Genomic DNA, 12988 nt, shown 5'->3' with positions numbered 1-12988 from the left:
TAACACTATAGTTAGAGAAGGGCAAGTGTTATTAGTGACAGTTTTACAACTGCACTATCTAGATTCAATTAGCACCCAAAATTTTGGGTTGTGGCTGGGTGTGGCGGTAAGCTGTTAAGCATTTAATTTGCACATTGAGGCCGCAGGGGAGCAGGGAGCAGGGGAGAGGGTTTGCAGCTTTTATTACCATGAACATGGTGCAACTTAAATGACGATTAGCTTATATTCCAAAACTCTTACATCCAATCCCCACCCTTGTACGTCAATCCCAATTAGTGTAAAAAGTGACGTACTCCTGTCAACACCATCACCAAACCTAATTCATTAGCAGCTTTGATGGAATCTTGGTCACGCAAACTACCACCTGGTTGGACAATGGCGGTAATTCCAGCGGCGGCGGCGGCTCTGATAGTATCATCAAAGGGGAAAAATCCGTCACTGGCGAGAGTTGCGCCTTTAGCTTTATCTCCAGCTTGTTCTAGAGCGATTTTCGCAGAACCAACGCGGTTCATTTGTCCAGCACCGACACCAAGAGTAGTGCGATCGCTTGTGACTACGATGGCATTAGATTTAACATGTTTGCATACTTTCCACGCAAACAGCAATTCTGCTAACTCATCAGCTGTAGGCTGACGTTCTGTCACCACTTGCCATTTACTCGTATCAGCCACAATATCATCCGCAGCTTGCACTAAGAAACCACCTGCAATTTGTTTGACTAAAGTTTTCGGGCCACTACTCAAATCTGCTAATGTCAAAACCCGCACGTTAGTTTTCTTTGAGAGAATTTTTTGCGCTTCTGCATCACAGTCAGGCGCAACTACACATTCTAAAAAGGTTTTAGTCAACTCGCTGGCTGTAGCTGCATCAATCGGACGGTTGAGGGCGACAATTCCGCCAAACGCCGAAGTAGAATCAGCATTAAAAGCCTTTTGATAAGCTTCCACAATGGTATCTCCTAAAGCTGTACCACAGGGATTGGTATGTTTAATAATTGTCGCGGCTGGCGTGTCAGTGAACTCTGCAATAATTCGCCGCGCTGCTTCTAAGTCAACTAAGTTATTGTAACTGAGTTCCTTACCTTGCAATTTCTTGGCGGCTGCCCAGCCTGTCGGTGTAGCGCCAGTTTGATACCAAGCTGCACTTTGATGGGGGTTCTCACCGTAACGCAGAGATTGTAACTCAGTACCGCTGACTGTATGTTGTTGTGTACCTGCAAGATAAGATGCGATCGCCTGATCATAACTTGCTGTATGTAAAAATCCTTTCAAAGCTGCTTGTTGGCGAAATTCTAAGGAAGCTACTCCGTTATTTTGCCGTAGCTCTTGCAGATATTCATCATACTGTGCTGGGTCACATAAAACCGTCAAATGAGCAAAATTCTTTGATGATGCCCTTAACATCGCCGGGCCACCAATATCAATTTGTTCCACAGCTTCCGCTAAAGTCACCCCTGGTTTAGCAATTGTCTCCTCAAAGGGATAAAGATTCACCACTACCAAATCAATCGGGCGAATTTGGTTATTTTCTAAATCTGTAATATCTTGAGGTACATCCCGGCGTGCCAAAATTCCACCATGAATGCGCGGATGTAGCGTTTTCACCCGTCCACCTAAAATCTCCGGTGAACCTGTGTAATCAGAAACCTTAGTCACGGGTATTCCTGCATCCTTGAGGGCTTTGGCTGTTCCCCCACTGCTGATGATATCAAAGCCAAATTCTTCTACCAAGCTACGGGCTAGGTCAATTAAACCAGTTTTATTAGATACACTCAGCAGTGCTAGACGCGCCATGTCTCAATTCCTCAGATGCGGATGCCAAAGACTCCAATTTTTGCATAACCCTTGGTTCACTTCAAGACTTGATGGCTGATTAAGAGAAAAATTTCATTAGCTGTTGTAGTGTTTATTTAATAATTAGTTTGACTAGCTGATCAACCAGGCGATCGCGTTCCATTGGGACAATATCGCCACTGTGCAGAACATCTCGCAGGATGACGAAATGAATGAGGGTTCCCATAAAGGCTCGTGCTGCAACTTCCGGATCTGGTAGTTCTAGTTCAGGGTGAGAAGCTAGATATTGTGTCATTGCTTCCAGTATCGGTTTTTCAATATTCTGCACAAATGCGCGTGCTAATTCTGGAAAACGCCCTGACTCACCAATAATAATCCGCAAAAATGTCAGAACTTGTGGATCATCGGCAACATTATTCAGCATCTTATTTGCCAATGATTTTAAGAAAGCAGTGACATCTCCTTGTGCAGATTGAAGTTGAGTTGAATTAAAAAGCTCTTTTTTGCAAGCTAATTGCTGCATGAGTCCTGTAAATAAGCTTTCTTTATCAGGAAAGCGCCGATAAATTGTCGCTTTAGAAACACCAGCCGCTACAGCAATTTTATCGATTCTGGCAGCCGCATAGCCGTGTTCTAAAAACTCTTGCATTGCTCCATCTAAAATAGCTTCCGTCTTTTCTGGTGATAAATCGCGCTCAACATTTTTGGATTTCATGACTTATGAGGGACAAACAGATTAACGAATCCCTAACAACACTCACGCAGCGAGAAAACTCTAGGGTTATACAGGGTTTCTATATGAGCAAAAATCTTACACCTTTATACCCCAATACGGTTCAGTTAAGATCCCCCCGCCTACGGCGACCCCCTTAAAAAGGGGGTAATAGAGAGTTTTTAGCCCCCTTTTTAAGGGGGTTGGGGGGATCTTCAGAAGATTAAAACGTTAACTGAACCATATTGACTTATGCCCCTACACCCAGCCTCAACAGACTGTTTTTCTGCGTCAGGTTTCCTAGTAATTCACCTAATTTCTAGTATACCCTTGACACGACGAAACAGTTTCGTTTAATTTCAAATAGACGAAACAAAACAGTTTAGTTTTACGAATTAATATCAAGAAATTAGGGGCTTGCGAAATGCTGCAAAACTTACCAGCCAAAGCTTCTTCAGCTACAGTTCGTCAATGGATAGGGTTAGGTGCGACGGCGCTGATTGTTGCGGGTGGGGTTTCTGCTTATCTACTATCCCAATCGCCATCAAAGCAACAAGTAGAGAATCAAAACGCCGCCATCAGTTCACCGCAAATCACAACAGTGACAGCCTTGGGACGGTTAGAACCCCAGGGAGAAATCATTAAACTGTCAGCACCGACCGCAAATAGCGGTAATCGAGTAGACCAATTGCTAGTGAAACAAGGCGATCGCGTCACCAAAGGACAAGTGATTGCGATTTTAGACAGCCGCGATCGCTTATTCGCTGCTTATCAGCAAGCGCAGGAAGATGTGAAAGTTGCCCAAGCCAAAATGGCAATTACCAAAGCCGGGGCAAAAACGGGCGAAATCAATGCTCAACGTGCGGAAATAGCGCGTCTGGAAGCACAGCGCTTAGGTGATATTGATGCTCAAGCTGCAACCGTCGCGCGGTTAACATCAGAACAAACAAATGCTTTGAGACAGTACAACCGTTATCAATCTTTGTATGAACAGGGTGCAATTTCAGCGTCAGATCGAGACAGCAGACAGTTAGCGTTAGATACCGCACAAAAAAGTTTGCAAGAAGCACAAGCAGTATTAGAACGAATTCAATCAACTAGTCCAGCGCAACTCAATCAAGCCAAAGCTAATTTAGAGCGAATAGCAGAAGTCCGTCCGGTGGATGTGAAACAAAACCAAGCCGAAATTGATCGGGCTGTTGCGGCGATGAAGCAAGCCAAAGCCGAACTTGATCAAGCTTATGTGCGATCGCCCATGAATGGGGAAATTTTAGAAATTCATACCCACGCAGGCGAAGTAGTTGGCAATGATGGCATTGTGGAAATTGGTCAAACTCAGCAGATGTATGCAGTTGCCGAAGTTTATCAAAGCGACATTAGTAAAGTCAAAGTCGGGCAAAAAGTGCGCGTTAGTAGCGATTCTATTCCCGGTGAACTACTCGGAAAAGTAGAACGTATTGATTCTCAAGTCAAACGGCAAAATGTTGTCAACACCGACCCCAGCACCAATATTGATGGCAGAGTAGTGGAAGTGCATATCGCTTTAGATACCGCCTCCAGTAAAAAAGCCGCTAAATTTACCAACTTGCAAATTACAGCCGAAATCGAACAATGATTGCATTTATCGAGCAATTTCAACGACGGACACCCCTGGGATGGCTGCAACTAAGCAAAGAAAAAGGACGGCTTCTCGTTGCATTATCAGGGATTGCTTTTGCTGATGTGCTGATGTTTATGCAGATGGGTTTTCAAAGTGCTTTGTATGATAGCAACACAAAACTCAGCCGCAGCTTGAATGCAGATATTGTGTTAGTCAGTCCCCAAGCCCGAAATACGCAAAATTTAGGGACATTTGCCCGCCGACGTTTGTATCAAGCCAAAGATATTCCCGGAGTCCAAATCACCCAAGCGTTTTATTCCAACACAATTACTTGGAAACATCCAGAAACGCGCAAAGATACATCCATGCAAGTGATCGGTTTTTCTCCAGAACAACCTGCATTAAACTTGCCAGAAGTGAATGAGCAATTAAATAAAGTTAAGCTCCCAGATAGAGTTTTATTCGATCGCAATTCTAGAGGAAATTATCAACAGGCGATCGCGCAAGTTGAGCAAGGAAAAACTGTCACCACGGAAATTGAGCGCCGGACAGTTACCATTAGTGGATTATTTACATTAGGCGCATCTTTTGGTGCTGATGGAATTTTAATTGGCAGTGACCAAACCTTCTTGCATTTTTTCCCTCGCAGAGAAGCCGCCAGCGTCAACTTAGGATTAATTAAGCTCAAACCTGGATATGATTCCCAGCAGGTAGCCAAGGAATTAGCGGCTTATCTTCCCAATGATGTTAAAGTTTTTACACATCAAGAATATATCACCTTTGAAGAAAGTTATTGGCAAAAAGAAAGTCCTATTGGATTTATTTTTGGCTTGGGAACAGGGATGGCATTTGTCGTAGGTGTGGTGATTGTTTATCAGGTACTTTCAACAGATGTTAACAGTCACCTGAAAGAATATGCCACCTTCAAAGCAATGGGATATCGTAATCAATATTTACTCACAGTAGTTTTTGAAGAAGCAATTATTTTGGCATTTTTAGGCTTTATCCCCGGTTTTATTTTACCCATTGGACTTTATCAATTAGCTGCCAATGCCACTGCCCTACCCATTGCCATGAACCTTTCTAGAGCAACGATGGTGTTGATTTTAACGATTATTATGTGTGGCATTTCTGGAGCGATCGCAACTCGTAAACTGCAATCTGCTGACCCGGCTGATATGTTTTAACAAAAGTACTGAGTGTCATTTTTGTCAATCTTTGTGTACCCAATTCTTGACGGCTATTTAATATTATGGTTAACGAACCTGTAATTTCTATTCAAAATCTCAACCATTACTTTGGTAAAGGCCAATTACAAAAACAAGTTTTATTTGATATTAATCTAGAGATTAATACTGGTGAAATTGTAATTATGACAGGGCCTTCTGGTTCTGGCAAAACTACCTTACTCACCTTAATTGGGGGACTGCGTTCGGCTCAAGTTGGTGGGAGTTTGAAAGTTTTAAAACAAGAACTTTGCGGCGCTAATGCAACAGAATTGAATTTAGCCCGCAGACACAACGGCTATATATTTCAAGCACACAACTTACACAATAGCTTAACTGCTGTCCAAAACGTCAGAATGGCTTTAGAATTACATCATCATTTGTCAGTAAAACAGATGCTAGAACGTTCGGCACAAATGCTGGACTTAGTTGGCTTAGGTCATCGTCTGAACTATTATCCTGATGATTTGTCTGGAGGACAAAAACAAAGAGTAGCGATCGCGCGGGCTTTAGTCAACAATCCGCAAATTGTTCTGGCTGACGAACCCACGGCGGCTTTAGATAGTAAATCTGGGCGAGATGTTGTCAATTTGATGCAGACATTAGCCAAAGAACAAGGCTGCACTATCTTACTGGTAACTCACGATAATCGAATTCTGGATATTGCCGATCGCATTGTCTATATGGAAGATGGCAAATTAACTAATAATTCTGTTGTTAGTTTGGCTTCGTGAATTAATTGTTTTATGCAGAGTCGCTCCAGGTGCAGAGAGGATCAGAAGTTTAAGATTTCCATCAATCAAATGACAAAGCTTTTATTTCTACCGACATACTTAAATCCCTCTGTATATTGAAGATTTTTATATTAATAGTGAATTACTCTTCTTGAAGAGATACAAACCTCAAGGATTTTTCCTATGTCTCAAGATGTATTTGAGTTATCAGCACCGCCAGTTAATTCTATTGTTGGTCATCTCCAGCAACTGGGGCAAGATCCGTTAGGATTTCTCAGCCGTTGTCGTGATTATGGTGATATTGTTCCCTTGCAGTTGGGGTTAACATCTGCTTGTTTAGTCACTAACCCCGACTACATAGAAGAAGTTCTCAAAAATCGCACTGATTTTATTAAAAGCCGAGGCTTACGTAGTTTAAAAACTCTCCTAGGAGAAGGTTTATTAACAGCAGAAGGCGAATCTTGGTTTTGGCAGCGTCGTCTTGCTCAACCAGTATTTCACCAAAAGCGAATTAATGTCTATAGCCAAATTATGGTGGATTACACCAACCAGATGCTGCAACGTTGGGGCGATGGTGAAACCCATGATATCCATGCAGATATGATGCGGTTGACTTTAGAAATTGTGATGAAGTGCATATTTAGCGCTGAGGTCGATGGAGGCGAAGCCAAGGTGGTGGCTCATGCACTGGATGTAGCAATGAACTGGTTTGAAAGTAAGCGCAAGCAAAATTTTCTCGTGTGGGAGTGGTTCCCTAGACCAGAAAACATCAGTTATCGTCAGGCTATTGCTCAAATGGATGAAGCTATCTACAAACTGATTCAACAACGGCGCAATAGCAAAGAAAAAACGAATGATTTGTTGACGATGTTAATGGAAGCGAAAGACGAACAAACAGGTCAGCAGATGGATGATAAATTGCTGCGGGATGAAGTCGCTACCTTAATGTTGGCGGGTCATGAAACTACTGCCAATACTTTATCTTGGACGTGGATGCTTTTATCACAAAATCCCGAAGTCCGAGAAAAATTACAATCAGAACTTTGTCAAGTCCTACAAGGAAAGTTACCAACTCTCGAAGACCTAGGAAAGTTAGTTTATACACAGCAAGTAATCAAAGAATCAATGCGCTTATATCCTCCTGTATCTCTGATGGGACGAGAAGCCGCAGTAGATACGCAAATTGGCGATTACGAAATTCCCCAAGGTACATCAATCATGATTAGCCAATGGGTAATGCACCGTCATCCCAAATATTTTGAGAACCCCGAAGTTTTTCAACCAGAACGCTGGACAGAAGAGTTAGAAAAACAACTACCAAAAGGAGTATATATTCCTTTTGGTGATGGGCCAAGAATTTGCATTGGTAAAGGTTTCGCTCAGATGGAAGCGGCTTTATTACTAGCGACGATTGCTCAAAGCTTCCAAATAGATTTAGTGCCAGAACATCCAATTGTACCGCAGCCTTCAATTACGTTACGTCCAGAAAATGGGCTGAAGGTGGAAATTAAGCGAATCCAGTTGAACGCTGCTGAAGATGGGAAAAAACCAGTATCTGGTGCAAACATTGTCTAGTACAGGCAAAAACATTTTTGCCTATTTCCTCTGGACATAAGTAATTTAGCATGGCTCAACTACAAAGAATTGCGATCGCACTTTCTCAATTTCAACAAGACCAAATTTTACTTACATCCCAACAACTACATTATCTCGGACGTGTCTTGCGTTTGCGTGAGGGCGATCGCTTTATTGCAATGGATGGTATGGGTAAATGGTGGTTGGCGCAGCTAACAGGGGAACAAGCTCAGGTTTTAGAATCACTTTCCGTAGAAACAGAACTACCTGTATCAATTACGTTGATAATAGCCTTGCCCAAAGGCAATGGCTTTGATGAAGTTGTCCGCTGCTGTACGGAAATTGGTGTAACTTGTATTGCTCCGGTGATGAGCGATCGCACTCTCCTTCATCCTAGTCCCCAAAAACTCGAACGTTGGCGACGCATCGCCGCGGAAGCCGCTGAACAATCAGAGCGAGCTTTTGTACCGACAATTTTAGAACCAGTGACTTTTATGTCAAGGGTCAATAGTCAAGGGTCAATGGTCAATAGTCAGCAGTATATCTGTGAGGCACGTGGTAATTATCCTCACTTACTTAATTGCTTACCCAAGAACGGAAAAAGGAAAAATGAGCAAGAACTAATTATTGCTACAGGCCCCGAAGGTGGGTGGACAGAAGCAGAAATTGAAAATGCGATCGCATCTGGCTTTCAAGCCGTATCCCTCGGTCGTCGTGTCCTCCGCGCTGTTACTGCACCTATTGTGGCTTTATCCATAGTTACCGCAGCGTATAAAGTATAAATGATATATCTCGCGTCAATCCAAGCAAACGCGGGGATGCAGGGAAATAAATTATGATTGAGCGTGTTGCGATCGCTTTTGACCGTAAAGATTATCACACAGCTGCAAAATTACTCCAACAACTGTTAAAAGAATCACCTGATAATCCTTGGGTGCAATTTTATCTTGGCAGACTTTACGAAGTATCTCATAAACGACAGGATGCTGAGAAAATTTATCGCCAGTTGTTGCGGAGTACCACCAATACCAAAATCGTTACCCAAGCACGTCAAGGCTTGCAACGCCTCCAAGAAGTTGAACAAGAAGAAAGACAACGCGCTATTGCTAAAGCTACAGCCGAGCCTAACAGTAGTGAACCAGGAGTACTCGTACTAGAACCCTTGAATCAGGAGCAAAAGTCTACAGTTGCGGCTAAATTTGCTCAAATTATGCAGCTAGATCCTTATACCGCCAGGCTAATTCTCCCCAGCCGGAGTTGGAAACTCTATCGCTCTGGACAAGTGGGAGCGTTGAAATTCTATGGTGAACAGCTAAAAGCAGCGGGAATTCCTTGTTTTTGGACAACAATCGCCGCAGTTCAACAAATACAAGTTTATCAAGTCGAATATTTTGCGGAATCTGCTCAACAAGCTACTGTTACTTGTCGCAACCAAACTAATCAACTTGGTTCTTTAACTTTTAATTGGTCAGAAGTACAAGCTAGAGTAGTTGGACTATTACCGATTTTTGAGGAAGTTGTCGATATTGATGCGCGTCACAAGCTAGAACGGAAAACTCAAACTCAAGACTATGCTCAGTTTTGTGACTTACACATACCTGGGCGACGCTGCATTCTGCGACTGTCTGATCATAGTTATGATTTCCAACAAGGTGTAGAAATTGCTGCCCAACCTAGTCAAAATACTATCAGAATTAACTGGAATCAAGTACTCAACTGGTTAGAGCAGCATTTACCACAAGTGAAGCTTTGGTCAGATTTCACACCTTTTGCGGAGACGATTTTAGATCAAACAGAAATATTAAACAATATCACACCCCACATACATCTGTTTCGCCGAGAACCGACAAATTGGGATGCTGCTTTTCAGTTGTACAGCGGATTAGTATTTCATAAATGCTCGGCGATCGCTCACAATGAAAATTGAATCACTAAGCTTGGTTAGGAGTTTTAACTTGACTGGCCATGTCTAAGAAAGAACTCATATTAGCGCCTGGACGGCGGCGACCATTGGTAGCAGTAGGCGTTAAATATTTGGGTGCAAATGTTGTTTCGGTTGGTTCTTTCTTCACAGCTACCGCCGCGGGAGCCTTTGCTGGTTCAGCTGGTGCAGCTTTGCCATTTTTAGATGCTTCTACTTTGGCTGCTTTTGGAGCAGCGGCGGGTTTTTTCGCTGGTTCAGGCGCTTTTGCTGTAGCTTTTGTACCATTAGAGGTTGCTGCTGGTGCAGCTTTAGGTGCTGGTGTGGCTTTAGGTGCTGGTGCTGGAGTTACTTCTGCACCACTCTCATCTAATTGTAAGTAGTAGCCCCCATTTTTTTTCTTTTTGCCACCTAATAGGCCTGTGAAGAAGCCTAAAATCCCAGCAATTAAATTTTTGATAAAACCGAACATTAGAATTTCTCCTGCCTTCTATAATTCTGTAAATCTGACCGTAATGTTAAAAATTGCAGCTTAATGCTACATTTTTTTGCGCTGTACTATTACTTTCACTAGCTTTATAGTTTAGTGTTTGAGCAACACTGGAGTAAGACTACAGAGCAAATGTCTTTGATTTTTCAGGCACTTGCCGCCCGTATATATCAAGACTCATTATTAAATTTTACTGTAACTATAAGCAAGATTATGAAAGTTGGCTTAATAAAAATTAACATTTCAGCTTGAGTAAATATATAAATAACTGTGAAGCAAATATCAGATCAAACCAGTGATGTGAGTGTCATAGCTCATTCACAGATAGCAAGATAACTCAGCTAGATTTTTGACAGACTCATGCAAGTGAATCAGCCAATGAACAAAATTAATCAAACGCACAACCCAGTCTTATTAATACACGGTATTGGGGATACAGAAGCAGTATTCCGCAAAATGCAAAATTATTTACAAGATAAGGGTTGGTCTGTGTATGCTCTAAATTTAGTACCTAATAACGGTGATGTGGGTCTGGATGTGTTGGCGCAGCAAGTAGCTGATTATATTAATGTGACCTTTGAACCAGAACAAAAACTAGATATAGTTGGTTTCAGTATGGGCGGAATTGTCAGTCGTTATTATGTCCAACGACTGCAAGGAATTGAGCGCGTACAGCGGTTTATCACCATTTCATCCCCTCATTATGGAACTGTAGTGGCTTATGGTTCTTGGCGGCCAGGTTGTGAACAAATGCGTCCTCACAGTAACTTCCTCAAGGATTTAAACTCTGACGCTGTAATGCTCAAGCAATTGAACTTTACCTCAATTTGGACACCTTATGATTTGATGATTGTGCCAGCAAAAAGTTCGCAAATGCCCATAGGTACAGAAGTAATTATCCCCGCAGCATCGCACCCTTGGATGTTAACCGACTCTAGGAGTTTAGCCGCAGTCGCCACAGCCTTAGCCGAACCAATGCGGAATATTAACCGGAATGACGCACAAAGATTGTCGATGGAGACTGGGCTTAGGGGTGAAAGAGTGTAAGGGGTTTTTGGATACTTAAACTCCTACATCCTTACCCAAAACTTGATTTTGCGTTTTTATATGTAAGTGCTAATTTTAAGAGCGATCGCCAATTTGGGTATACTCATAACTACCAAATATCGCCTCTGGATAGCGGTAATATTTAAACTCCAGCAAATTATAAAAAGGATCTTCTAAAAAGAAAGTCCGATGCTCTAAAGGAGAGCCAACAAAGCGATCCTTCGCTTCTTCCCGAAACAAAAGTTGGTGTACTTGTGCTTTATTTAACAAGTTTTCCCAGTCATTTTCCTGAGTAAAAATTAACCCAAAGTGTCTGGGATATATAGTACGTTGTCTAGTTAAAATTTCTTTGGTAGTGTGTGCTACTAGTTGGTGACCGTAAAGATTGAGAATCAGCGCGTGAGGGTTTTCCCGCCCAGGAATACAGCCCAAACCATCGACATAATAAGCTTTTGTCTGTTGGATATCACTAACCGGAAAAGCCAGATGGAATATAGGTTGACTCATAACTAATGTTTACTAGATTTGTACTATATGTATAGCCAAGGTAATTAAGAAATTAACTCTGTAAGCTGTAACCTGCTATATCTACAATTTATGCGCTAAAAACTTATTTGTGGTTAAGTGCAACACAGTTTTATATTGCTGTCACTTATATGCTGATAGCGATATTTACAGCAGCTTTTAAGGTTATGCGCTACAAAACTAAAAATTAACAACAGAAATTATGCTTCTGATACCATTTCACGAAAAAAAATGATACAAATTTATGGGTTTTTCATTCTTTCCCCCTGCCCCCTGCCCCCTGCGGTCTATTTGTATCAAACTTAAAGTGAAACGGTATGACTCCTGACTTGTTCTAGCTAAAAAATTTGTTCTTTGTCTTGCCTGTTTTTTCTCTCACCACTAGTAAAAGTAAGAGAATCTATGCACTTTTAAAATTAAAGAATGAGAGGTAACATCTAAGGTCGAAAATTGGTTATTCTGTTGATATGCTGCCAATGACAACATTACTTGTGATTCACTGCTAATGTTACCTTTAATTGACTCTGCGAATCCCTGGTTAGTGGGAGTAGGATTAAACGCCATTTTATTGGGTTTAGTTTGGATTGCTCCGAAAAAGCTGCTCACCCCAGCGGGGTTATTTCACGCCTGGATACTGGGTGTACTAGTTTGGGGAACTGTAGGTTGGCAAGGATATCTAGTAGTGGCGTTTTATTTCCTGGTGGGTTCAGGAGTGACGCGCATTGGTATGGCAGAGAAAGAAGCGCAAGGTATAGCCGAAAAACGTTCTGGTGCAAGAGGCCCGGAAAATGTTTGGGGTTCAGCATTAACCGCAGCATTATGTGCTTTGGGTGTAGGAATCATCAATTCGGGATTTATAGTAGCTAATTCCCAGTCTCTAGTTCCCCATCCTGTGTCCCTGCTATTGTTGGGCTATGTAGCGAGTTTTAGCACCAAGCTATCTGACACATCAGCCAGCGAAGTCGGGAAAGCCTATGGTAAAAGTACATTTTTAATTACCACACTGCAACCAGTACCGCGAGGTACAGAAGGCGCAGTTAGTTTAGAAGGAACATTAGCTGGTGTGGTGGCATCGATCGCGATCGCCTGCGTTGGTTGGGCAGTAGGATTGATCGACTCACTGGGGATTTTGTGGTGTATCTTAGCGGCTTTCATTGCAACCAATTTAGAAAGTGTCATTGGAGCCACACTGCAAACTAAATATACTTGGCTGACGAATGAACTAGTCAATATTTTAAATACGTTAATTGGTGCGATCACCGCCATCCTCTTTGCTTGGTTGTGGACAATTGCGATCGGCTAGTTAACTAGTGGAATTTAAACATATTTTTAGGTAACACATTAACAGTGTAGTTGCCATAATTT

Annotated in this window: 12 protein-coding genes; 8 read left to right on the top strand and 4 right to left on the bottom strand. The window is 42.2% G+C overall.

Translation table 11 applies throughout. The features are described from left to right. Positions 1-272 precede the first annotated feature (272 nt). Positions 273-1793, bottom strand: a complete 1521-nt coding sequence (gene purH / locus AC504W_RS27965; RefSeq protein ID WP_494875531.1) for a bifunctional phosphoribosylaminoimidazolecarboxamide formyltransferase/IMP cyclohydrolase — start codon at positions 1791-1793, stop codon at positions 273-275. A gap of 112 nt (positions 1794-1905) precedes the next feature. After that, positions 1906-2508 carry a TetR/AcrR family transcriptional regulator gene (locus AC504W_RS27960; protein ID WP_494875529.1) on the bottom strand — a complete coding sequence of 201 codons (603 nt, stop codon included), beginning with the start codon at positions 2506-2508 and terminating at the stop codon, positions 1906-1908. A 421-nt stretch (positions 2509-2929) separates the two neighbouring features. On the opposite strand from AC504W_RS27960, the gene AC504W_RS27955 reads away from it, so the two are divergent. The 6 genes from AC504W_RS27955 (at position 2930) to AC504W_RS27930 (ending at position 9567) form a co-directional block, all read left to right on the top strand. Further along, a complete protein-coding gene (locus AC504W_RS27955) occupies positions 2930-4120 on the top strand; it encodes an ABC exporter membrane fusion protein (protein WP_494875528.1) in 1191 nt (396 codons plus the stop codon). Next, the gene (gene devC / locus AC504W_RS27950) at positions 4117-5292 is read left to right on the top strand and encodes an ABC transporter permease DevC (RefSeq protein WP_494875526.1); all 1176 of its coding nucleotides are present in this window, start codon (positions 4117-4119) and stop codon (positions 5290-5292) included. Before AC504W_RS27955 ends, devC begins: the two co-directional genes overlap by 4 nt. 65 nt (positions 5293-5357) lie before the next feature. Further along, positions 5358-6065, top strand: a complete 708-nt coding sequence (locus AC504W_RS27945; RefSeq protein WP_494875525.1) for a DevA family ABC transporter ATP-binding protein — start codon at positions 5358-5360, stop codon at positions 6063-6065. 183 nt (positions 6066-6248) lie between these two features. Then, on the top strand, positions 6249-7640 hold the full coding sequence (locus tag AC504W_RS27940) for a cytochrome P450 (RefSeq protein ID WP_494875523.1): 1392 nt from the start codon (positions 6249-6251) through the stop codon (positions 7638-7640). Between the two features lie 50 nt (positions 7641-7690). Beyond that, positions 7691-8422 (top strand): 16S rRNA (uracil(1498)-N(3))-methyltransferase, encoded by a 732-nt coding sequence (locus tag AC504W_RS27935; protein ID WP_494875521.1) that lies wholly within the window; start codon positions 7691-7693, stop codon positions 8420-8422. A 53-nt stretch (positions 8423-8475) separates the two neighbouring features. Further along, complete coding sequence (locus AC504W_RS27930; protein ID WP_494875519.1) at positions 8476-9567, top strand: tetratricopeptide repeat protein; 1092 nt, start codon at positions 8476-8478, stop codon at positions 9565-9567. A 4-nt stretch (positions 9568-9571) separates the two neighbouring features. Here the strand turns inward: AC504W_RS27930 and AC504W_RS27925 are convergent, their stop codons facing one another. Continuing rightward, entirely contained in the window at positions 9572-10033 is a 462-nt protein-coding gene (locus AC504W_RS27925) for a hypothetical protein (protein WP_494875518.1), read from the bottom strand. Positions 10034-10429: 396 nt separating this feature from the next. Here AC504W_RS27925 and AC504W_RS27920 point away from each other — a divergent pair, with 396 nt between their 5' ends. Beyond that, complete coding sequence (locus tag AC504W_RS27920; RefSeq protein WP_494875516.1) at positions 10430-11098, top strand: esterase/lipase family protein; 669 nt, start codon at positions 10430-10432, stop codon at positions 11096-11098. Positions 11099-11173: 75 nt separating this feature from the next. Here the strand turns inward: AC504W_RS27920 and AC504W_RS27915 are convergent, their stop codons facing one another. Then, positions 11174-11605 (bottom strand): VOC family protein, encoded by a 432-nt coding sequence (locus tag AC504W_RS27915; protein WP_494875515.1) that lies wholly within the window; start codon positions 11603-11605, stop codon positions 11174-11176. 523 nt (positions 11606-12128) lie between these two features. Here AC504W_RS27915 and AC504W_RS27910 point away from each other — a divergent pair. Continuing rightward, positions 12129-12926 (top strand): TIGR00297 family protein, encoded by a 798-nt coding sequence (locus AC504W_RS27910; protein WP_494875514.1) that lies wholly within the window; start codon positions 12129-12131, stop codon positions 12924-12926. The last annotated feature ends 62 nt before the right edge of the window (positions 12927-12988 follow it).

Source organism: Nostoc sp. C96 (assembly GCF_059384975.1).
The sequence above is the reverse complement of the archived record's forward strand: the minus strand, read 5'-3'. Positions and strand labels throughout refer to the sequence as shown.